An 18,834-nucleotide genomic window follows, 5' to 3' on the forward strand; every position below is an offset into this window, starting at 1 on the left:
GAACAGGTGTGTCTCGCGGTTCCAGGACGGGTGGTGGGGATCGAGGAACGCCACGGGGCCCGGATGGCCGAGGTCGATTTCGGGGGTGTGCGCAAGGACGTCTGCCTGCAGTACCTGCCCGAGGTCATGGTCGGCGAGTACGTGATCGTGCATGTGGGGTTCGCGATCCAACGGCTGGACGAACGCTCGGCGGTGGAGTCGCTGGCCACCTTCGCGCGGATGGGACTCCTGACCGAGGAGCTGGGTGACGGTGCGGCCGGTGTGAGTGCCACGGCCCGCGGGGCCGGCGAGGAGGGGGTGACGCGGTGAGGTATCTGGAGGAGTTCCGGGATCCGGAGCTGGCCGGTCGGCTGCTGGAACAGATCCACGCGACGACGACTCGCCCATGGTCGATCATGGAGGTCTGCGGTGGGCAGACTCACTCGCTCATCCGGCACGGTATCGATCAGCTTCTGCCCGAGGGCATCGAGATGATCCACGGCCCCGGCTGCCCGGTGTGCGTGACCCCGCTTGAGATCATCGACAGGGCGCTGGAGATCGCCGCACGGCCGGGCGTCATCTTCTGCTCCTTCGGCGACATGCTGCGGGTGCCGGGGAGCGATCGGGACCTCTTCCGGGTGAAGAGCGCGGGCGCCGACGTCCGGGTGGTCTACTCCCCGCTGGACGCCCTGACGATCGCCCAGCGCAACCCCGATCGGGAGGTCGTGTTCTTCGGGATCGGATTCGAGACCACCGCGCCGGCCAACGCGATGACGGTCTTCCAGGCGAAACGGCTCGACTTGGGCAACTTCTCCCTGCTGGTGTCGCACGTGCTGGTACCGCCGGCGATTGCCGCGATCATGGAGTCGCCGAGCTGCCGCGTCCAGGGGTTCCTGGCCGCTGGTCACGTCTGCAGCGTGATGGGCACCGGCGAGTACCCGGCCCTGGCACGGCGTTACGGCGTGCCGATCGTGGTCACCGGCTTCGAACCACTCGACCTCCTCGAGGGCATCCGCCGCACCGTGGTGCAGCTGGAGGCCGGCCGACACGAGGTGGAGAACGCCTATCCCCGAGCGGTTCCGGCAGCCGGCAACCCGGCCGCCATCGCGATGCTGCGGGATGTTTTCGAGGTGGCCGACCGGGCCTGGCGGGGCATCGGTGTCATCCCGGGCAGCGGCTGGCGCCTGTCGCCGGCCTACCGCGACTTCGACGCGGAGCTGCGGTTTGCCGTCGCGGATGTCCACACGGCCGAGTCGTCGGCGTGCCGATCGGGCGAGGTGCTCCAAGGCCTGATCAAGCCGCATGAGTGCGCGGCCTTCGGACGGCAGTGCACTCCGCGGACCCCGCTCGGCGCGACCATGGTGTCCTCCGAAGGGGCCTGTGCCGCCTACTACCTCTACCGCCGGATGAGCACCTCCCCGGCGATTGCGCAGCCCCTGCCGGAAGCGGGACGTGCGCCGGAAGCGGGACATGTGCTGGAGGTGGGACGTGCGCTGGAGGTGGGACGTGCGCTGGAGGTGGGACATGGTGGATGAGGCCGCGACGGCGGTGGATCCGGCCGCGTGGACCTGCCCGGCGCCGTTGGTGGAGTGCCCCACGATCGTGATGGGGCATGGCGGCGGGGGGGCGATGTCGGCCGAACTCGTCGAGCATCTCTTCCTGCCGGCCTTCGCAGCCGCCGGCGCGGGCGGTCCGGAGGACCTGGGGGATGCGGCCGTGGTCACCGTCGACGGCGCACGGGTGTCGTTCACCACCGACTCCTACGTCGTTCGACCGTTGTTCTTCCCTGGCGGCTCGATCGGTGATCTTGCGGTCAACGGAACCGTCAACGACCTGGCGATGTCCGGCGCCGAACCCCGGTACCTCTCGACCGCATTCATCCTGGAAGAGGGCACCGAGCTGACCGATCTCGGCCGGGTGGCGGATGCGCTCGGAGCGGCGGCCCGTGCCGCGGGCGTCCGGCTGGTCACCGGCGACACCAAGGTCGTCGATGCCGGTCACGGTGATGGGGTCTACGTCAACACGGCGGGGATCGGCCTGGTTCCCGACGGCGTTGACATCCGGCCCGCTCGGGCCCGGCCGGGCGACGTCGTCCTGGTCAGCGGCGAGATCGGGCTGCACGGGATCGCCGTGCTCAGCTGCCGGGAGGGCCTGGAATTCGCCACGGAGGTCCGCAGTGACACCGCACCGTTGCACGGACTGGTCGGCGCCATGTTGCGCACCGGCGCGGACGTGCACGCCCTGCGGGACCCGACGCGCGGAGGACTGGCCGCGACACTCAACGAGATTGCGCGGACCGCGCGGGTGGGAATCGTCATCACCGAACGGCATGTTCCCGTTCCCGAGCCGGTCCTCGACGCCTGCAGCATTCTCGGGCTGGACCCCTTCTACATCGCCAACGAGGGCAAGCTCGTGGCGATGGTCGCGCCGCGGGACGCCGATCGGGTGCTCGAGGCGATGCGCGCGCGCCCACTCGGCCGAAACGCGGCTGTGATAGGTACGGTGACCGCGGAACACCCGGGAATGGTGGTCGCGAGGACCGGTCTCGGCGCGAGCCGCCTGGTGGACCTCCCGGTCGGTGAGCAACTTCCCCGAATCTGCTGAATCTCTGAGCTGTTTTCGAGTCCAGGGTGGACCCGTGCATTCCGGTCCGCGCCTCCGTCGCCGAATTCGACAAGATCCCCGGGCAGGTGGAATGGTGAGGTGCATGCCTGTCGGCCTCTCGGTGGCGGGCTGGGGCTCAGGGAGTGACCGGCTGGCGCGCCGCGGGCGTCCGGCGGAATGCGGAGAGGACGTCCTCCGGACGCTCGGAGACGGGCGTCGGCGGCTCGGGATGGCGGCGATCATGGTCGGGTGGCCGGGAACGGTCTGTACGTGAACATGGTTGTAAGCGTAGACCTCTCGCCCGGCGATGTCGAACACGCGTTCGTTTCTGTGGTCGCGGCTCCGTCTTGGGGGTGTGGTCGTAATCGTGAAAGGATGACCCGTCGTTCCGCGTTGAACGTTGGTCTCAACCGAGGTAGCGTAGGCGGGTATTGGCGCGGTTGTTTCCGTCGAGGGCGAGAGTGGAGGCATCAGGCTTGCGGTCGGTTGGGGCTGTGGTGGTATGCTTCACTCTTAAGTCGTCCGGCCCGCCATGTGGCGGTTGGGCGGACGAAGCGGCGGTGGATAATCGTATGGTCTTTCGGGTGTTGTTGAGGTGAGTCGTGAGTACAGGTAAGGTTCTTCGCTTCGACCATGTTCGGGGTTACGGTTTCATAGCTCCCAGTGACGGTGGAGACGATATTTTCCTACATGCCAACGATCTTCTTGTTGAGAAGAATCTCGTCATCCCTGGGGCCGTCATGGAGTTCGAGATCGAGGAGGGCGAGCGTGGGCTGAAGGCCAGTGCGGCCCGCATCCTCAGGTCCGCGCCCGCGGCTTCGGGTCTGGCCGCTCCGGCGCCGACGAGGGGAACCGTCCACGCGGACGATTCCGACGCTCTCTGCGACGTCCTGCCGGTCGGGGAGTTCACCCAGGAAATCACCGAACTGTTGCTCCGGATCGACCCGACCCTGACGGGGACGCAGATAGTCCGGATCAGAAGCGAGCTGATGGGCGTGGCCGAGAAGTACGGTTGGATCGAGAGCTGACGCGTATCCGGGCAGGGCGACGTCAAAGTAGGTACGGCGTGGCGTCTTGAGTTTGTGGTCGGCTACTGCTAGGGGTCGGGCCGCGAAGGGCCCTGGAACGCGGCAGACGCGGCACCTACAGGAAGATCTGAGTTCTCACGCAAAGGTCTTCCAGAAGCAGGTGCCGCGTCCGTGTCTGTAGTGTCCCCCATGTTGTGGCTTGAGTGTCAGCAGGAGCAGGTTGAGGTCTCGACAGCCGCGCAGGTCGCGGGGCTGGTCGCGGTGTTGCGGCGGGTACCGGACTGGCGCGACCCGCGGGGTGTTCGCTACGAGCTCGCGCCGGTCCTGGCGTTGTGGGTCGCGGGCAACATCGCAGGTCACGACACCACCGTGGCGGTGTGGGAGTGGGCCTGCGCCCTCCCGGTCGGGGTGCTGGCCGGCCTCGGGTTCCCTCGTCGGGTGCCGTCGGAGCGCACGATCCGGCGGATCGTGGAGGAAGGCCCGCCCGGGCAGTTGGACCAGGCGCTGTCGGGCTGGACCGCCGCGGTCGCGCCCGGGCCCGCGGACCCGGGCGGCCTGGTAGCGGTGGCCTTTGACGGGAAGGTGATGAAGGGCGCCCGTTCCCGCCCGCCACAGGGGTCGGTGCGCCAGGAGGCGGTCGTCGAGGCCGTCCGCCACGACACCGGGACCGCGCTCGGGCATCAACGGGTCGTGGCCGGCGACGAGATCGCCTCGGTACGGAGGCTGGTCAACCGGGTGTGTGACCACAACACGCTGGTCACGACCGACTGCCTGCACGCACACGAACCCTTGGCCCGGGCGATCCGGGCGAAGGGCGGCCACTGGCTTTTCTCGATCAAGGGCAACCAGCCCACCGTGCGGGCGAAGCTGGCCGGGCTGCCGTGGGACGAGTTCGGAAACCAGCACGTGACCCGGGAGAAGGCCCACGGCCGGATCGAGGAACGCGCGCTGAAGGCGTTGACCCCCTCCGCGCCGTCCCTGGTCGGGTTCCGAGGTACCCGGCAGGTGGTCAAGCTGGCCCGGACCACCCGCCGTAAGAAGACCACGACCAGCCCGGCTGCGACCTCGACCGAGGAGTTCTACCTGGTCACGAGCCTGTCCACCGACCAGGCCAGCCCCGCGCAGCTGGCCCGGTGGGCTCGTGGCCACTGGACGGTCGAGGCCATTCACCATGTCCGCGACCGGACCATGGACGAGGACCGCCACACCATCCGCACCAAGAACGCCGCCCTGAACTGGGCCATCGCCCGCGATACCACGATCAGCGCACTACGCCTGGCAGGCTACAAGAACATCAGACAGGCCCGCCGAGCCACCATCAGAGACCCTGGGCTCGTCCTCCAGATCATCGCCCTGACCAGCCAAAACAGACTTTGACGGAGCCCTGGTATCCGGGCGTCTTTCTCACGTCCGGCTCTCCCTTCCCCGGACGTGGGAGGGCCTCGGAGGCCTCGGGGCGGGAGGATAAGGATCCCCCCGGGGCGGTCCAGCGGAGTCGGGCAGGTGCCGTCGTTCAGCGTCCCGCGCGGCGGCTGTTCTTCCTGCCGAGGTGTCAACTGCCGCGTATCGTCGCGCAAACGAAAGTACACCGTGTCCTATATCACAGATTCGGGGGCCCGCGGAGTCCGTAGTAGGACGACCTGACGCGGTCTGTGCCGGTGGCACACTGGCCGGGTGACCGACGGGGGCAACACGGACGACGCGACCGGTTCCGATCCGGACTGGGACTTCTTCGTCTCGTACACGGCAGTTGATCGCGAATGGGCGGAGTGGATCTCCTGGCAGCTCGAAGCAGACGGCTACCGCGTCCTCGTCCAAGCCTGGGACTTCGTCCCCGGATCGAACTGGCAGATCCGCATGCAACAAGGCGTCCAACACGCCCGACACACCCTCGCCGTACTCTCCGGCGCCTACCTGACCTCGATCTACGGCCATGCCGAATGGCAAGCCGCCCACGCCGCCGACCCTCACGGCTTCAAACGCAAACTCCTCCCGGTACGGGTCGAAGACTGCCCACGGCCAGGACTCCTCGGCGCCGTCGTCTCCATCGACCTGTTCCACCACGACGCCGACAAAGCCGGCCGACACCTCCTCGACCACGTCCGCCACACCCTCACCGGACGCGCTAAACCCACCACACCCCCCAACTTCCCCACACACCGACCGAACCCACCAACCCACGAACCGGCCTTCCCCGCAAACGAACCCGCACCCACCGACACATCCCCTGACCCGCATGACCAGCAGAGCACCGAAGATCTACTCGCCCACCAACGCCGCACCCTCGGCCCCGATCACACCCACACCCTCGCGACCGCCAACTTGCTCAGGTCGCCCCTGGGCAACCTTGGCGAGCACGCCGCGGCACGCACCCTGTTCGAGGACACCCTCACCCGCCAACGCGCCACCCTCGGCCCCGACCACACCAATACCCTCACGACCGCCATGGCGCTCGGCTGGACCCTGGGCAACCTTGGCGAGCACGCCGCGGCACGCACCCTGTTCGAGGACACCCTCACCCGCCAACGCGCCACCCTCGGCCCCGACCACACCAATACCCTCACGACCGCCATGGCGCTCGGCTGGACCCTGGGCAACCTTGGCGAGCACGCCGCGGCACGCACCCTGTTCGAGGACACCCTCACCCGCCAACGCGCCACCCTCGGCCCCGACCACACCAATACCCTCACGACCGCCATGGCGCTCGGCTGGACCCTGGATCGGCTTGGAAAGCGGCATCTCGGACGTTAGTGATCATTCGGAAAAGATGCCCCCCGGCTGGGTGTATTTGCGCTTTCGGGATCTTCATCGCAGAACCGAAAGTACACCGTGATCTGCGACACAGAACCGAAGTGGATGCGGACGTCCTGCGGCGATCCATACAGGTGGCGACCGTAGTACTTGGTTGGAGTCTCTGGGGATGCCGCCCGACGGTCGGGCCGACTGGGCGCCGAACCTCGCTCGCAGCTCGGTCCGGCTCTCCGTCCCAGCCCTTGGTCTGGCGCTCGCTCCGCACCTCGGGGCTGCCCGCATGGGGTCCGACGACACGAACGGCCATTCCATGAATGGAGGCAGGAAACGGTGACCATGCCGGCAAAAAACGGCGTGGGCGTTTCCTGTGAAACATTCCCATCCGCGCGAAATGCCTGCATGGTGTGGATCTTCAGGGTCTTATGGATGGTGGAAGGTAAGTGAATAGGCGGCCCGGAGTGGTGTTACCAGCACCAATCTCCGGGCCTTGATCCCAAATCCTGCGTGAACAGGAGTGTGGAACCCATGGCCATGGTGCCATATGGGCCGATCGGTGGCGGTAACCGGTCGGTGACGAGCGTGGATCTCCAGGTGCATCCGGCGGAGTCGGCGGATGTGCATCTTCCGATGCCGGGTCCTCGGTTCTCGGTGATGCGTCCGACCCTGCTGCTTCCGGCCGGGGTGCGGGTGAGCGTGGCCGGTGACATGCCGTATGACGTGGCGGCGCGCTGGTGGGACTCGCTGACGGTCGCGGGGTCGGCGGCGAGCCAGTGGTACTACTCGCAGATCAACGGCTGGCCCGGTGGTCATCGTCGGGACGGGGGCCGGTGATGGCGGGCTCGCTGCGGGCGTTGCACTTCATCCGTCAGGATGCCGGCGGCTACGGCGACCTGGCAGACCAGCGGGCGGTGTTCGCGGTGGCATGTACGGCGCGCGGCTGGCGGGCCGGGGGTGCGGTCCGCCAGATCGGGTCCGCACGCCTGGTCGGCGGTCGTCCGGCTGGTCGGGTCGGGGGCGTACGGCGTGGTCGTGGTCGACACGCTGGAACGGCTCGCGGCCACCGAAACCGGGCGGATGGCGGTCCTGGGCCTGCTGCGCCGGACGGGGGTGCGGCTGCTGGTCGCACGCGAACCCCTCGACACCGGCGACGCGATCGGCCGTGCCCTCGCCGATTCCCTGCTCGACCCGGAGGAACAGCGGACACCGCTCGCGGCATGACCTGACCCACGGCTGAGCAAACCCGGGTTCGGGGGCTTCCACGCCACCCGACCCGGGTTTTGATCTTTCACAGAGCCCCGGCTGAGCTGATCTCCTCCGTCGGTCGGGCGGCGGAGGCGATCAGCGGACGTGCCGCGCCTTCCCCCTCCTCCAGAGTGAGGGCCGGGGTTTGGGGCGGAGCCCCAACAACCAGCAACGGCATTACCCTCGCCGGACCTCGCTCGACCCGTCGACCATCCGCGTGGACCAGCGGCACCCTGACCGCCGATCGTCACGGTCGTCACGGACCCCCTGGCGGGGGTCTGACGGGCCGACGGGCCGACGGGCCCACGGGGCGACGCTCCGGCCGGGGTGCCGACCGGAGGGAGGCGGGGCCCCGGCCGGGTGTGGCGATCCCGTAGGCGCGGCGCGCACGGCGACGCGCGGCGCGTGCGGCAGGCCCCCCGCGGCGGCCGAAGGCCGCCCTTGACGGGGTAGAGAACATTGGCGACGATCTAGATGGTTGGGCCTGCTGGGAGCGCACGGCGCTCAGATGAGACCTGTTCACCCAGGTCGCGGACGGGTTCGAGCCGTGCCCACTCCTCGTTGCGGGCGAGGGTGCGCCAAATACCGGCGGCCCGGTTGAAGGTCGGGCCGTTGGTCACTTCCTTGCCGTCAACGATCATGAGGGCGTCGCTTGCTGCGGTGGCTGCCTGTTCGGGGTCCGGGTGGGTGCGGTGGATGAAGGCCCGTGCGAGTGCGAGATGGGTGCCGGCGGTGCTGACGTACCGTCCGGTTCCGCTGAGCATCGCCAACGATGCGCGGGCGTGTGGCTCGGCTTCGTCACCCTTGCCGAGATAGCCGAGTACCACCGCATTGAAAGCTTCGCTGGACTCTTCGTCAATCGGTGAAGGTCCTGGCAGGCGGTTGCCGGTCCAGACATGATCATTCATGGTCCGCAAGGCGGTTAGTGCTTCGTCTTCGCGGCTGGTGATGGCGTAGGCGCGGGCCTGTGCGCAGGCGAGGAGCGGGACGATATAGGGGTGCGCCTGCGGCTGGGCCTGGGCGGCGATGTCCGCAGCGGTCTCGAACTCGCGGGCGAAGAAGGCCACGGCGGAGCGCATGGCGGCAACCGATCCGGCAAGTAGTGGGTTACCGGCTGCCTGGGCGTGTTGAGCGGCGAGGACGAAGAACGTCAACGCGCCGTCGTCATCGCCCATGTCGAAGGCGAGTCGACCACGGTAGAAGGCGTATTGGCCGGCGAGGAGTTCGAGGTCGCGACGGTCGGTGCCGGTGACTCTGGTTTCCAACCGGGCTTCCGCATCGTCCCACGCCTGTTCGACGGGTCCGAGTAGATCCGCGTGCGGTGTCGTGGAGTAGATCCGGGTGAGGCGTTGGATGCCCTGGTGGAGCTGGGCGACACTGAGGGGGTCCGGGGTGGACGCGGCGATGGCGCGGGAGATCTGCGCGGCGCGGCTGGTGGCGCCAGTCGTGGCGGTGCTGGCGGCAAGAAGGATGCCGGTGCCGAGTAGGTCACGGCGGCGCGACGGACTCACCTCCTCGCGGGGCGGCCCGCTGCCGGGCTCCGCCTGAGCGGGAACCATGACGGGACGTGGTAGCACGGGCGGCGGGGCTACGGCCTGTGTCTCACGGTAGCGAGTGGGATTCCGGGTCAGCAAATCTTCCACGGAAACGTGAAACATCTCCTCCAACACCCGGCATGCCGCCGGATAGGGCCTGGTGGCGACCTGGCCGGCGATCCACCGTTTCGCCTGCCGGTCGCTGAGTGGCCCCGGCACCCGAAGATCGTTGTTTTCCCGGCTGAGTGTGCGGGCGGTGGTGTCGAAGACACGGCGGAAGTCGTCGCAACTCCAGTTCCGATCATGAAGTAGTCGGGCGAGCATCGTGTCGCTGCGGGGCGGGGCCATCAGCGGTCCTTCCGACTGTCTGGCGGGGTCTGAGGTCCTGGTCAGGTGCCATGTTCCGACCGCCGGCCTCGAATGTCACGGGATGGCATCAGGAAGGCACGGATGGCATGCGGATGCCGTGCCGTGCCGTCATGGTGGCGGCGTTCCCCTGCGCCCCGACGGTCACTGTGATGCCTGGTTCGGTGGCCGATAGTGATGCCCGGCGGTTCTGGTCGGGTTGGCCTTCGTGTCCTCGGCGGGCGCCGTGAACGGTTCCGGGCGGGCTGTTCCACGCAGGTGGGGCCTGCCCGGGGCCACCTTGTTGTGATCACGAGACGAGGGGGGTCCTGGCGTGGGCCGGTGGGAGGACGAGCACTTTGCCCGGTTGGAGTGTGAGGTGCCGGTGCGGGGCCGGGATCGTCTGGCCTGGTGGCGGACGGCGCGGGCTGGCCTGGGGGCGGTGGAGGTGGCCGCGGTGCCGGTCGGGACGCTCGGGCTGCTGGATGCCCCGGGGGTGGCGGTGCGGCACGGCCGGGTTCCGGCGGGGGCGGGGTTGCTGTTCGAGGCCGGGGAGTGGGCGGTGTTCCTGGCCGGGGTGGGTCGGGGTGAGTTCGGGTTCGCCCGGTTGGCGGCGTTGCCGGTTCCCTCGGTGCCGGTTCCCCCGGCTGCCGGGGCGGGGGCCGGTGATGGGTGAGCAGGCCTGCGCCGGGGGCGGGGCGATGTCCGGTGCCAGGGCTGGTCGGGGGGAACACCCGGGCTGGTCGGAGGCGTGGTCGCGGATCCTGGCCGGTACGGGGGCGGATCAGGCGGCCACGGTGTGGGTGGTGGCGGTGGTCGACGGGCCGGAGCGGGACGTGGACGGGGTGGTGGGTTACTTCGCCACCCCCCGGGACGCGGACCGGCATGCCCGTGCCCACGGATACGGGGAGTGGCTGGTGGTGCCGGCGTTGGTGCTGCACCGGCCGGATGATCCGGTGGTGATCCTGTGACCGGATGGCCGTTGCTGGTCCTGGACGGCGACGGCGTACTGATCACCAGCTTTCCGCGGGCGGAGTTCGACCGGGCGCACCGGTGGGCGCATGCCCGGGCCGGGGAACCGGTGGTGGAACTGCCCATTCTGGTGGAAGACCTGCTGGTACGGGTGACATGGACGATCGGCCGCACCTCGTGCACGGCAACCCGCTGGGGAGTGCTGCCGGACGGGCCGGCGGCACGGCTGGGCTGTCTGCTCCACGGTGGCGCCCGGTCGGGACGGGAGACACGGTGACCCGGCTGTGGGACGTGCAGGCCGGCAACGTTCCAGACGTGGAGCTCCCCGGTGGCGACGGGCTGCTTCTGGCCGGGCCGGTGCTGGACGTGGACTGTAACCGCGCTGTGCAGGTGAGGGTCCGGCCGGTGGAGGACGGGCCGTTGCTGCCCGCGGCGGTGGCGGCCACGGCACAGGACGGGGTGGCCACGGTGACGGCGCACCCCCGGACCTGCCCGCCGGGGAACACCCGGCTGGCGTTTCTGCTCGGCCGGTACATCCACGGGGACCGGGTGGCGGCCGGGGTGGACATGCCGGTGGTCACGGTCGGCTGTGCGCTGCGACCCGAAGAGTTCGGGGGGGTCGGCATCATGCCGGTGTCGCATCGGGTTCGCCTGCTGGACGGCGGTGGCCGGTGGGTGGAACACACGATGTGGGAAGTGATGTCCCTGCCCCGGTACGCGGCCTTGGCCAGAGAGAACCGGCTATGAGCCCAGACGCGAGGAACGGCGATCCGCCAGGCCGGGTGTGGACGATCAAGCAGGGCAGGATTCCCCGGTGGGGCCGCTGTCTCGGCGGCCGGACGGGCGACGGGTTTCTCATCGCCCGGCCGGTCCGTAGCTCTGCGGCGGGCAGCCGGCTGCGCATGGCGTTCTACCCGGCGGGATTGAAGCCGCTGGCGATGGAAGCGCTCGGGGCTGCGATCGCGGCGCCGGATGTGCGGGGCACGGTGACCATCCATACCCGGGGGTGTGCGGTAGAGGCCACGGGGTTGGCGGTAGTGATCGGTCTGCGGCTACGGGCACAGCACCCCAAGGATGATCTTGGGGTGATCACGATGGGGGGTGAGGTTCCCGACCGGTACGACGGGATGCCGGGTGAGTGGGTGCCGCATCGGGTCCGGGTGGTGGGCACGGAGGGCCGGGCGCGGCTGCGCACCGGGTGGGAACTCGTCCCCACCCGGAAGATCCGGGATCTTGCCGCCCGGGTGCGAAGGGACGGCATCCGCCTGTGAGCCCGTGACGGGTAGAGGTCCGCCTGCCTGTCACTGCGGGGAGGACCCTGCCCTGCCCCCAACCACCGGGCGGGGTCCTCCCACCCTGAAGACGTGGCCGGCAGGCCTGCGCTTCCCTGCCGGTCACCTGACCGGCCTCAGATCCGGGTTGCGCCCCCTCGCGCCCGGTTCGGGGTCTTCTCGTATACGGCGGGGACGGTAGTGCTCTACCGGTGGTGGGGATGCTTGGGGCTGGCTGGCAACGGCGGCGGAACCTGTCAAGATTTTTGAGGCAAGATTCTTTGTGGACTAGCCTGCGTTCGATCCCTGTTTCGATCTCTGTCGAGGGATGACCTCCGATCGTTCGGGGGCACCGTCGGTGACCGGCTCGGCCTGGTCGTCGGGCTTCGTGTTGATCCCGGCGGGCTTCGGCAGCGGCGGCGGGACCGGCCGCCGGTTCACGAACCGCTCCGGGTGCGCGGCGTAGGCCGCGTCAAGCACCCGGGCCCGCGCGGCGTGCGCCTGCCCGGCCAGGCCGAAGTAGACGGCCGCCGGCGAGAGATAGCCGATCCCGGAGTGCTTGTGCGCGGTGTTGTACCAGGTGAAGAACCCACGGCAGAACCGGCGTGCCTGCTCGATCGAGTCGAAACGGTCAGGGAACTCGGGCCGGTACTTCAACGTCTTGCACTGCGATTCGGAGAACGGGTTGTCGTTCGAGACCCGCGGTCTGGAATGCGACCGGACGATGTCGAGGTCGGCCAGCAGCAGCGCGAGGGTCTTCGACGTCATCGACGAGCCACGGTCGGCGTGCACCGTCAGCCCCGACGTGTCGACGCCGTACTTCTCGCACGTCTGGCTGACCAGCTCCTTCGCGAGTTCCCCGGACTCGTTCGGCGCAAGCAGCCAGCCCACGACATACCGGCTGTAGACGTCGAGAATGACGTACAGGTAGTAGTACTCGTGTTTCGACCTGCCCTTGAGCTTGGTGATGTCCCACGTCCACACCTGGTTCGGTGCGCACACGAGCAGCTCGGGCTTCACGTGCGACGGGTGCGACGCCTGGGCGCGGCGCTCCCCGGTCTGCCCCGCCGCGGCCAGGATCCGGTAGAACGTCCGCCACGACGCCAGGTAGCCCCCCTCGTCGAGCAGAGTCGCCCACACGTGCGCCGGCGAGGCGTCCCGGAACCGCTCCGAGTTCAACACCTCCAGCACCCGTTCCCGCTCCCGCGCGGACAACGCCCGCGGCTGGACCCGCTCCCGGTGCGGCTTCGGGACCGGCCGCGGCGGCACCGAAGCCGGCGGACGATGACGCCGGTAGAACGTCGCCCGCGACCGGCCCGTTAACTCGCAGGCCTTCTTCACCCCGACAACCCCGGCCAACTCCACCGCGCAGGCGTCAGCTATCCGTTCTCCTTCGGCGACGACTCCCGGGAAATCTCGGGAATGCTTTCGGAGAGCGCCTCCAAAAGCGCGTTGGCTTTTCCCATGATGCCCACCACGCGCCGGGACGCCTCAAGCTCCTTGTCCTTCCGGGCCAGCTCCGCCCGCAACTGCTCGATCTCCCTGTCCCGCGGGTCCGCCGCCGGCCGGCCACGCTTCCTAAAGGGAAAACAGGGTGACCGTTGATCGGGACGTACCCACATGGGGCGTGCCGCCTCAGCGCCGTGGCGGGGCTGGGTCGGGTGGTGTGGTGGTCCGCTGCCTCGGGTCACGCGGCCTTGGTGTCGGTGGGCTGGTCGGTTCGTCTGGTGATGACCGCGTCGTAGCCGAGGGCGTCGAGCTGGCTGATCAGGCGTTGGGCGTGGCGGTTGGGGTCGCGGCGTCGGGTGAAGTAGTCGGCGCCGAGGTCGTGGTAGGGCTCGCCTCGGTCGAGCATGTGGAAGGCGGCGACGAGGATCGAGTGCTCGACGGCGACCCTGGCTTTGGCGGGGCCGCGGCGGGCTTTGATCCGGTGATATTGGGCGTTGAGGTAGCTGTTCTTGGTGCGGCTGGCGGCGCGGGCGGCGTCGTGCAGGTAGATCCGCAGCCATTTCGACCCTTTGCGGGTCCGGCCGCCTTTGGACTTGCCGGCGGACTCGTGCTGGCCGGGGCAGCGGCCCGCCCAGGAGGCGAGCCGTTCGGCGGAGCCGAAGACGGTCATGTCGACGCCGATCTCGGCGATCAGGCATTCGGCCATGCGGCGGTCGACCCCGGGGATCGTGTCCAGCAGGGCGACCTCATCCGCGAAAGGGGCGATCACCCGGTCGATCTCGGTCGAGAGCCGGTCGATGGCCTCGTCCAGGTAGTCCAGCTTGGACAGGATCTCCCCGATGATGATCGCGTGATGGCCGGTGAAGAACGCGGTCAGCGCCTCTTGCAGCGCCGGGATCTTCTTACGGAGCTGGCCCTTGGCGAGCTCGGCGAGCACGACCGGGTCGGTGGTCCCCGCGACCAGCGCGTCGAGGATCGCCCGCCCGGACTTCCCGAGCACATCCGACGCGACCGACGACAGCTTGATCCCCGCGTCCTGGAGGACCTTGTCGAGGCGCTGCGCCTCCCGGGTCCGCTCGTCGATCTGCGCGCGGCGATACCGGGTCAGGTCACGTAGTTCCCGGATCGGCTGGGGCGGCACGAACGACGGGCGGACCAGGCCGTACTCGACCAGCTCCGCGATCCACGCCGCGTCCGCCGCATCCGTCTTACGGCCCGGCACGTTGCGCAGATGCCGGGCATTGAGCAGCCAGCACTCGGCGACCGCGTCCTCCAGAATGTGGAACGGCGCCTTCCAGAAAACCCCGGTCGACTCCATCCCGACCCGGGTCACGCCCAGCCCCGTCAGCCAGTCCCGCAACGCCAACAGCTCACGCGTCGTCGTCCCGAACGTGTGCAACTCGACCCGGCCAGGCCCACCCGGATCGGAGATCCGCGCACAGGCGACGATCTCGTCCTTGTGCACGTCCAGACCGGCGCACCGCGCCACCTGCCGCTCCACCAGACCCCCTCATACATCGAGACAGACCAGGCGGCCGACCGGGGGGATCAGATGATCAAAGAGTCTAAAGGTCGCGCTCGAAGCAGCAGTCCCACGTGCCTGAAGATCCCCACGTCACACTAGAAGACGGGCTCCACCTACGGCACCAAGGCAGCCCGACGTCGACCGGCCGACCACCAGCGATTTTCCATCGCCCCACGTGGCCGGCCAGTAGCCGCGTGAGGTCGATGCGGTGACGCTCGATCGCATCAGCGCCATCCCGGTGGTACTTCGATAGCCGCAGATAGAGCCAGATCGGCCGCGTCCCTGACCGAACCTCGACGCCGTAGGACCGAAAGGGCGGATAGACCACGGCCCGTGTGCGTCGGCCTGGGCGACGCAGGAACGGGTGTTCTTCGCCTGTTTCGGGGTTGATGGCGATGCCTTCGACCGTTCCGTCACTTAGTTCGCGTTCCATAGGGTGTACTTTAGTTTGCACGACTCAGCGCTTAATAATGTACTTTGGCAGGCTATAGTGGGCCATGCCCTGCTACGCGGCACGCAGGTAGCCACGATCGTTGTCGAGTATCGCGACCGGTTCGGCCGGTTCGGCGTCGAGTATGTCGACGCCGACCTTGCCGCGTCCGGCCGCCGGCTGCTGGTCGTCGACCCCGCCGGGGTGGATGAGGACCCCGCCGGGGTGGATGACGATCTGGTCGGGGACGTGACCGAGATCCTGACGTCGCTGTGCTTCCGGCTGTATGGTCGGGAGGCCGCCGCGGACCGGGTCCGGCGCGCGGTCGCAGCCGCCGTCGAGGAAGCCCGTGAGGGTCCTCCAGGCGTATCGGGTTCGCTCTTGACCCGGAACGACGCCCAGCTCGCCGACCTGCGCCGGTATGCCAGCGCAGGTCGGTTCGTTTACAAACGGAACCTATAGCTCGACGAAGCCGGACACGCAGGTGATCGTGTCGCCGCCGATCCAGACCGTGCCGTCCGCATCAGCGGAGATGTGCACCCGTCCGGTCCGGTGGAGCAGTGTTCCCTGGCTCACCGTGTAGGGCAGGGTGACCCGCAAAGTCTGTTTGTGCAGGTAGACGGTGTGAGACGGGGTGCGGGGGGCTGGGGCCGGTGGTGGTGTGAGGATCCGGGCCCGGCTGCTGTTTCGTCGCTGTGAGTAGCGCGTGTGAGGGTGGGTTCCGGCGCCGGCGGAAACGCCACCGATGACGTTCTGTGACAGCCGGTGGGGTGGGTGGGGCGGTGGGGCCGTGGGGTCCGGGGGAACAACGGCGGGCCACCACGGTGAGGGTGGCTGCGGTGAGGCAACGGGGTCCCGGTAGGACGGGGATTGCCTAGATCACCAGCCGTAGGGAGCCCCGTTGCCGGTCCAGTCTCGCATGCCCGTCACTCCCACCGATCTCGGACAGGCCGGGTCGGGGCAGCTGGTCCGGATGCGGCGGTCGCTGCGGGTCCTGGGGGCGCACGGCGGTGAGGTGCAGGGGCTCGCCGACGTACTCGCCGGGGTGCCTGACCCGCGGGACCCGCGAGGGATACGTCACCGGCTCCCGGTGATCCTGGGACTGTCCGCCGCAGCGGTCGCCGCGGGGGAGAAGTCGGTGGAGGAGATCGCGGCCTGGGCTGCGCACGCCCCGACGCAGGTCCTGACCGCTCTCGGGGCGCGGGTCCATCCGGTGACCGGGCAGCCGCAGGCACCGTCGGTGGACACGATGATCCGGGTCCTGTCCGCGGTGGACAGCTCGGCGCTGGCGAGGGCGGTCGGGATGTTCGCCGCGGCCCGCGCCCGCCAGGCCCGTGGTGGTGGGCGGCGGGTGGTCGCGGTCGACGGGAAGACCCTGCGTGGCGCGGCTGGGCCTGAGGGGCGGGCACCGCACCTGCTCGCGGTCGCCGAACACGGCACGGGTGTGGTGCTCGCCGAGCATGAGGTCGGCGCGAAGACGAACGAGGTCACCGCGTTCGCACCGCTGCTCCGCGAACTGCATTCCCATGATCCGCTGGATGGGGTGGTGGTAACCGCTGATGCGTTGCACACGACCCGCGCCCACGCCGACCTGATCGTCACCGAGCTGGGAGCGCACTTCGTGTTCACGGTGAAGGCGAACACCCCGGCGTTGTCGGTCGACTGCCACCAGGCGACCGACTGGACGAAGATCCCGATCGGGCACAGCGCCGAGGGCAGGGCCCATGGACGGTTCGAACGACGCACCATCCAGCTGGCCCAGGCCAGCGAGGCGATCCGTGCCCGCTATCCCCATGCCCGCACCGTGGCGCGGATCCGCCGTCATGTCCGGCGGACCGTGACCACCGGCACGGGCCGGGCCCGGGTCACCCGGACGATCCCGAGCACTGTCACGGTCCACGTCCTGACGAGCCTCACCCTCGACGCGGTCACACCCGCTGATCTCGCGGGCTACGCCCGAGGGCATTGGACGATCGAGAACAAGGTCCACTGGGTGCGCGATGTGACGTTCCGTGAGGATGCCTCGCGGGTTCGGACCGGCCCACTGCCCCGCATCATGACCACGCTCCGTAACCTGATCATCGGGCTGATTCGCCTCGCTGGCCATAACCGCATCGCCCCGACCATCCGCAGAATCCGACACGACAACGCCCTGCTCCTGGCCATCCTCACTCTCGACAACCCCGCTGACCTGCATCAATGACTTTGCGGGTCACCCTGCCGTGTAGGGTGCGCTCGCTCGCCCGGTCCGGAGCAGCCATTGGGCGACGGACGCGTTGAGGCTTCCGGTTACCGGATCCTCCCTCGTCGTGCCGTTCACGGGGAAGAAGGCCCGAACTTCGAACGTCTCGGTCGACTCGGGCGGATACGGGCCGAGCACGCCGAGATGCAGGTCGACGATGCCCGGTTGCAACGCGAGGACCGCCTCGGCGCTGTCGAGTAGAACAGCAATCCATCCCGGCCCGTTATCCGCCCACTCGGCGGCCACGATGTCATCGCGGGCGATGCCCAGCGCCGTGCCGATGCGCTGGACGAGGGCCTCCTTAACCGGCCCCGAGCGTCGCAGCGGGGGTGCGGCGAACGCGAGTCCGTCCGCGGTCCGCCGGACGGGAACGAGCCCGGCACCACACTCCTGAACGACCACATCGCCCCGTTCGGCCGGAGGCCGGGTGGTCAGCCAGGCGTGGCAGGTACCCAGCGTGGGATGCCCTGCGAAGGCCAGCTCGGCACCGGGTGTGAAGATCCGGACCCGGTAGTCGGCGTCCGATGAGGTGGGCGGCAGGATGAAGGTAGTCTCCGAGAGGTTCGTCCACCGGGCGAACCGCTGCATCTCCTCCGGGTCGAGTCCCGATCCGTCGAGCACGACGGCTACCGGATTGCCCTGATACGGGGATCTTGAGAAGACATCGATCTGTTGGAAGGGACGCGGCATCGGCCCAGTGTCCCGCGGGCCGCCGGCTGACCGCGCGGATGCAGGTGAGGAATTCCTGGATTCCGATCGCCAGGCGGCTGGAGGCGATGGAGCGTCACCAGGAGCGGGCCGGCGCGGGAACGCATCCGGGTGCATATCAGCATGAAGGCATGAGTTCCTCCGCCGACACCCATGGCCGACCCCGTCACGCCGAAGCGGGTGGCCGCCCGCATCCGCGTATTTCCAACGAGCGGATCGCCTTCGCCCGGATGCGCACCTCGCAGGACCGCGGGGCGGATCTGATCACCTCCTTCGCGGGATCGCTGCCCTTCGTCTACCTGCATGCGGTCTGGTTCGGCGGCTGGATCCTGTTGAACGAGGGCGTGTTCGGCGAGGGCGCCGTCTTCGACCGCTACCCGTTCGGCCTCCTGACGATGATCGTCAGCTTGGAGGCGATCTTCCTATCGACGTTCGTGATGGTCAGCCAGAACCGTGAGGCCGCCCGGCAGAACCTCCGTGCCGAACTCGACTTCGAGACCAACCTGCGGTCCGAGGTGTGGTCGGTCCACATCGGGCGGGCGCTCGGGCTTGACCCCGACGAGGTGGAACGGGACGTCCAGGAGCTCGTCGCGCACGCCCGCGCGGAGATCCGTAACGGCCAGGCCCAGCCGATGGGTCCGGGAGTGATGGATCCGGGAGTGTCGTGACGCCTCAGGTTCATCGTCGGCGACGACGCGAATCCGGTGCCTGGTGCCCGGCGCCGGGCGTGTGGGGCCGGGTCAACCGAGCGCG

20 protein-coding genes and 1 pseudogene are annotated in these 18,834 nt (G+C 68.9%); 16 read left to right on the forward strand and 5 right to left on the reverse strand.

Annotated features, from left to right (window positions below):
* Window positions 1-6: 6 nt before the first annotated feature.
* The 8 genes from FRANCCI3_RS09780 to FRANCCI3_RS09815 all read left to right on the forward strand — a co-directional run bounded on the left by FRANCCI3_RS09780 (window position 7) and on the right by FRANCCI3_RS09815 (window position 7,580).
* The gene (locus FRANCCI3_RS09780) at window positions 7-309 is read left to right on the forward strand and encodes a HypC/HybG/HupF family hydrogenase formation chaperone (protein WP_011436380.1); all 303 of its coding nucleotides are present in this window, start codon (window positions 7-9) and stop codon (window positions 307-309) included.
* Window positions 306-1,514: a hydrogenase formation protein HypD gene (gene hypD / locus FRANCCI3_RS09785; RefSeq protein WP_011436381.1), complete on the forward strand. Its 1,209-nt coding sequence runs from the start codon at window positions 306-308 to the stop codon at window positions 1,512-1,514. Before FRANCCI3_RS09780 ends, hypD begins: the two co-directional genes overlap by 4 nt.
* Window positions 1,504-2,583 carry a hydrogenase expression/formation protein HypE gene (hypE, locus tag FRANCCI3_RS09790; RefSeq protein ID WP_011436382.1) on the forward strand — a complete coding sequence of 360 codons (1,080 nt, stop codon included), beginning with the start codon at window positions 1,504-1,506 and terminating at the stop codon, window positions 2,581-2,583. Before hypD ends, hypE begins: the two co-directional genes overlap by 11 nt.
* A 602-nt stretch (window positions 2,584-3,185) precedes the next feature.
* Window positions 3,186-3,611, forward strand: coding sequence for a cold-shock protein (locus tag FRANCCI3_RS09795; RefSeq protein ID WP_011436383.1), 426 nt, complete (start codon window positions 3,186-3,188; stop codon window positions 3,609-3,611).
* A gap of 171 nt (window positions 3,612-3,782) precedes the next feature.
* A complete protein-coding gene (locus FRANCCI3_RS09800) occupies window positions 3,783-4,988 on the forward strand; it encodes an ISAs1 family transposase (RefSeq protein WP_011436384.1) in 1,206 nt (401 codons plus the stop codon).
* 297 nt (window positions 4,989-5,285) lie between these two features.
* Window positions 5,286-6,362, forward strand: a complete 1,077-nt coding sequence (locus tag FRANCCI3_RS09805) for a toll/interleukin-1 receptor domain-containing protein (RefSeq protein ID WP_011436385.1) — start codon at window positions 5,286-5,288, stop codon at window positions 6,360-6,362.
* A 525-nt stretch (window positions 6,363-6,887) separates the two neighbouring features.
* A complete protein-coding gene (locus FRANCCI3_RS09810; protein ID WP_023840405.1) occupies window positions 6,888-7,193 on the forward strand; it encodes a hypothetical protein in 306 nt (101 codons plus the stop codon).
* Between the two features lie 120 nt (window positions 7,194-7,313).
* Window positions 7,314-7,580 carry a hypothetical protein gene (locus FRANCCI3_RS09815; RefSeq protein ID WP_023840404.1) on the forward strand — a complete coding sequence of 89 codons (267 nt, stop codon included), beginning with the start codon at window positions 7,314-7,316 and terminating at the stop codon, window positions 7,578-7,580.
* Window positions 7,581-8,074: 494 nt separating this feature from the next.
* On the opposite strand, the gene FRANCCI3_RS09820 is transcribed toward FRANCCI3_RS09815, so the two are convergent.
* Window positions 8,075-9,487 carry a hypothetical protein gene (locus tag FRANCCI3_RS09820; protein ID WP_011436388.1) on the reverse strand — a complete coding sequence of 471 codons (1,413 nt, stop codon included), beginning with the start codon at window positions 9,485-9,487 and terminating at the stop codon, window positions 8,075-8,077.
* Between the two features lie 331 nt (window positions 9,488-9,818).
* Between FRANCCI3_RS09820 and FRANCCI3_RS09825 the strand changes: the two genes are divergently transcribed.
* The 5 genes from FRANCCI3_RS09825 to FRANCCI3_RS09845 are packed head-to-tail and all read left to right on the forward strand — an operon-like array spanning window position 9,819 to window position 11,727.
* The gene (locus FRANCCI3_RS09825) at window positions 9,819-10,160 is read left to right on the forward strand and encodes a DUF397 domain-containing protein (RefSeq protein ID WP_023840402.1); all 342 of its coding nucleotides are present in this window, start codon (window positions 9,819-9,821) and stop codon (window positions 10,158-10,160) included.
* Window positions 10,153-10,455 (forward strand): hypothetical protein, encoded by a 303-nt coding sequence (locus FRANCCI3_RS09830; RefSeq protein WP_070130442.1) that lies wholly within the window; start codon window positions 10,153-10,155, stop codon window positions 10,453-10,455. The genes FRANCCI3_RS09825 and FRANCCI3_RS09830 overlap by 8 nt, the downstream gene beginning before the upstream one ends.
* A complete protein-coding gene (locus FRANCCI3_RS27945) occupies window positions 10,452-10,733 on the forward strand; it encodes a hypothetical protein (RefSeq protein ID WP_041257868.1) in 282 nt (93 codons plus the stop codon). Before FRANCCI3_RS09830 ends, FRANCCI3_RS27945 begins: the two co-directional genes overlap by 4 nt.
* A complete protein-coding gene (locus FRANCCI3_RS09840) occupies window positions 10,730-11,203 on the forward strand; it encodes a hypothetical protein (protein ID WP_041257870.1) in 474 nt (157 codons plus the stop codon). Before FRANCCI3_RS27945 ends, FRANCCI3_RS09840 begins: the two co-directional genes overlap by 4 nt.
* Entirely contained in the window at window positions 11,200-11,727 is a 528-nt protein-coding gene (locus FRANCCI3_RS09845) for a hypothetical protein (protein ID WP_011436391.1), read from the forward strand. Before FRANCCI3_RS09840 ends, FRANCCI3_RS09845 begins: the two co-directional genes overlap by 4 nt.
* Window positions 11,728-12,015: 288 nt before the next feature.
* Here the strand turns inward: FRANCCI3_RS09845 and FRANCCI3_RS09850 are convergent, their stop codons facing one another.
* Together FRANCCI3_RS09850 and FRANCCI3_RS09855 are read right to left on the reverse strand one after the other, a co-directional pair.
* Complete coding sequence (locus tag FRANCCI3_RS09850; protein ID WP_235463097.1) at window positions 12,016-13,092, reverse strand: IS3 family transposase; 1,077 nt, start codon at window positions 13,090-13,092, stop codon at window positions 12,016-12,018.
* Between the two features lie 322 nt (window positions 13,093-13,414).
* Entirely contained in the window at window positions 13,415-14,677 is a 1,263-nt protein-coding gene (locus FRANCCI3_RS09855; RefSeq protein ID WP_011436393.1) for an IS110 family transposase, read from the reverse strand.
* 523 nt (window positions 14,678-15,200) lie between these two features.
* Between FRANCCI3_RS09855 and FRANCCI3_RS09860 the strand changes: the two are divergent.
* A pseudogene (locus FRANCCI3_RS09860) lies at window positions 15,201-15,479 on the forward strand (IS607 family transposase); the annotation flags it as partial.
* Between the two features lie 108 nt (window positions 15,480-15,587).
* Here the strand turns inward: FRANCCI3_RS09860 and FRANCCI3_RS26865 are convergent.
* A complete protein-coding gene (locus FRANCCI3_RS26865; protein WP_011436395.1) occupies window positions 15,588-15,731 on the reverse strand; it encodes a hypothetical protein in 144 nt (47 codons plus the stop codon).
* 319 nt (window positions 15,732-16,050) lie between these two features.
* Here FRANCCI3_RS26865 and FRANCCI3_RS09865 point away from each other — a divergent pair, with 319 nt between their 5' ends.
* Complete coding sequence (locus tag FRANCCI3_RS09865) at window positions 16,051-17,334, forward strand: ISAs1 family transposase (protein ID WP_049760812.1); 1,284 nt, start codon at window positions 16,051-16,053, stop codon at window positions 17,332-17,334.
* A gap of 9 nt (window positions 17,335-17,343) precedes the next feature.
* Here the strand turns inward: FRANCCI3_RS09865 and FRANCCI3_RS09870 are convergent, their stop codons facing one another.
* Window positions 17,344-18,063: a PhzF family phenazine biosynthesis protein gene (locus FRANCCI3_RS09870; protein WP_011436396.1), complete on the reverse strand. Its 720-nt coding sequence runs from the start codon at window positions 18,061-18,063 to the stop codon at window positions 17,344-17,346.
* A 149-nt stretch (window positions 18,064-18,212) separates the two neighbouring features.
* Between FRANCCI3_RS09870 and FRANCCI3_RS09875 the strand changes: the two genes are divergently transcribed.
* On the forward strand, window positions 18,213-18,749 hold the full coding sequence (locus FRANCCI3_RS09875; RefSeq protein ID WP_011436397.1) for a DUF1003 domain-containing protein: 537 nt from the start codon (window positions 18,213-18,215) through the stop codon (window positions 18,747-18,749).
* Window positions 18,750-18,834 lie beyond the last annotated feature (85 nt).

The sequence above is a fragment of the Frankia casuarinae genome (assembly GCF_000013345.1).
GTDB classification, from domain to species: domain Bacteria; phylum Actinomycetota; class Actinomycetes; order Frankiales; family Frankiaceae; genus Frankia; species Frankia casuarinae.

Coding starts and splice junctions, on each gene's coding strand:
- hypE (WP_011436382.1), top strand. CDS start 1,504: ATGGTGGATGAGGCCGCGACGGCGGTGGATCCGGCCGCGTGGACCTGC.
- FRANCCI3_RS09810 (WP_023840405.1), top strand. CDS start 6,888: ATGGCCATGGTGCCATATGGGCCGATCGGTGGCGGTAACCGGTCGGTG.
- FRANCCI3_RS09820 (WP_011436388.1), bottom strand. CDS start 9,487: ATGGCCCCGCCCCGCAGCGACACGATGCTCGCCCGACTACTTCATGAT.
- FRANCCI3_RS09830 (WP_070130442.1), top strand. CDS start 10,153: ATGGGTGAGCAGGCCTGCGCCGGGGGCGGGGCGATGTCCGGTGCCAGG.
- FRANCCI3_RS09845 (WP_011436391.1), top strand. CDS start 11,200: ATGAGCCCAGACGCGAGGAACGGCGATCCGCCAGGCCGGGTGTGGACG.
- FRANCCI3_RS09865 (WP_049760812.1), top strand. CDS start 16,051: ATGCCCGTCACTCCCACCGATCTCGGACAGGCCGGGTCGGGGCAGCTG.
- FRANCCI3_RS09870 (WP_011436396.1), bottom strand. CDS start 18,063: ATGCCGCGTCCCTTCCAACAGATCGATGTCTTCTCAAGATCCCCGTAT.
- FRANCCI3_RS09875 (WP_011436397.1), top strand. CDS start 18,213: ATGAGTTCCTCCGCCGACACCCATGGCCGACCCCGTCACGCCGAAGCG.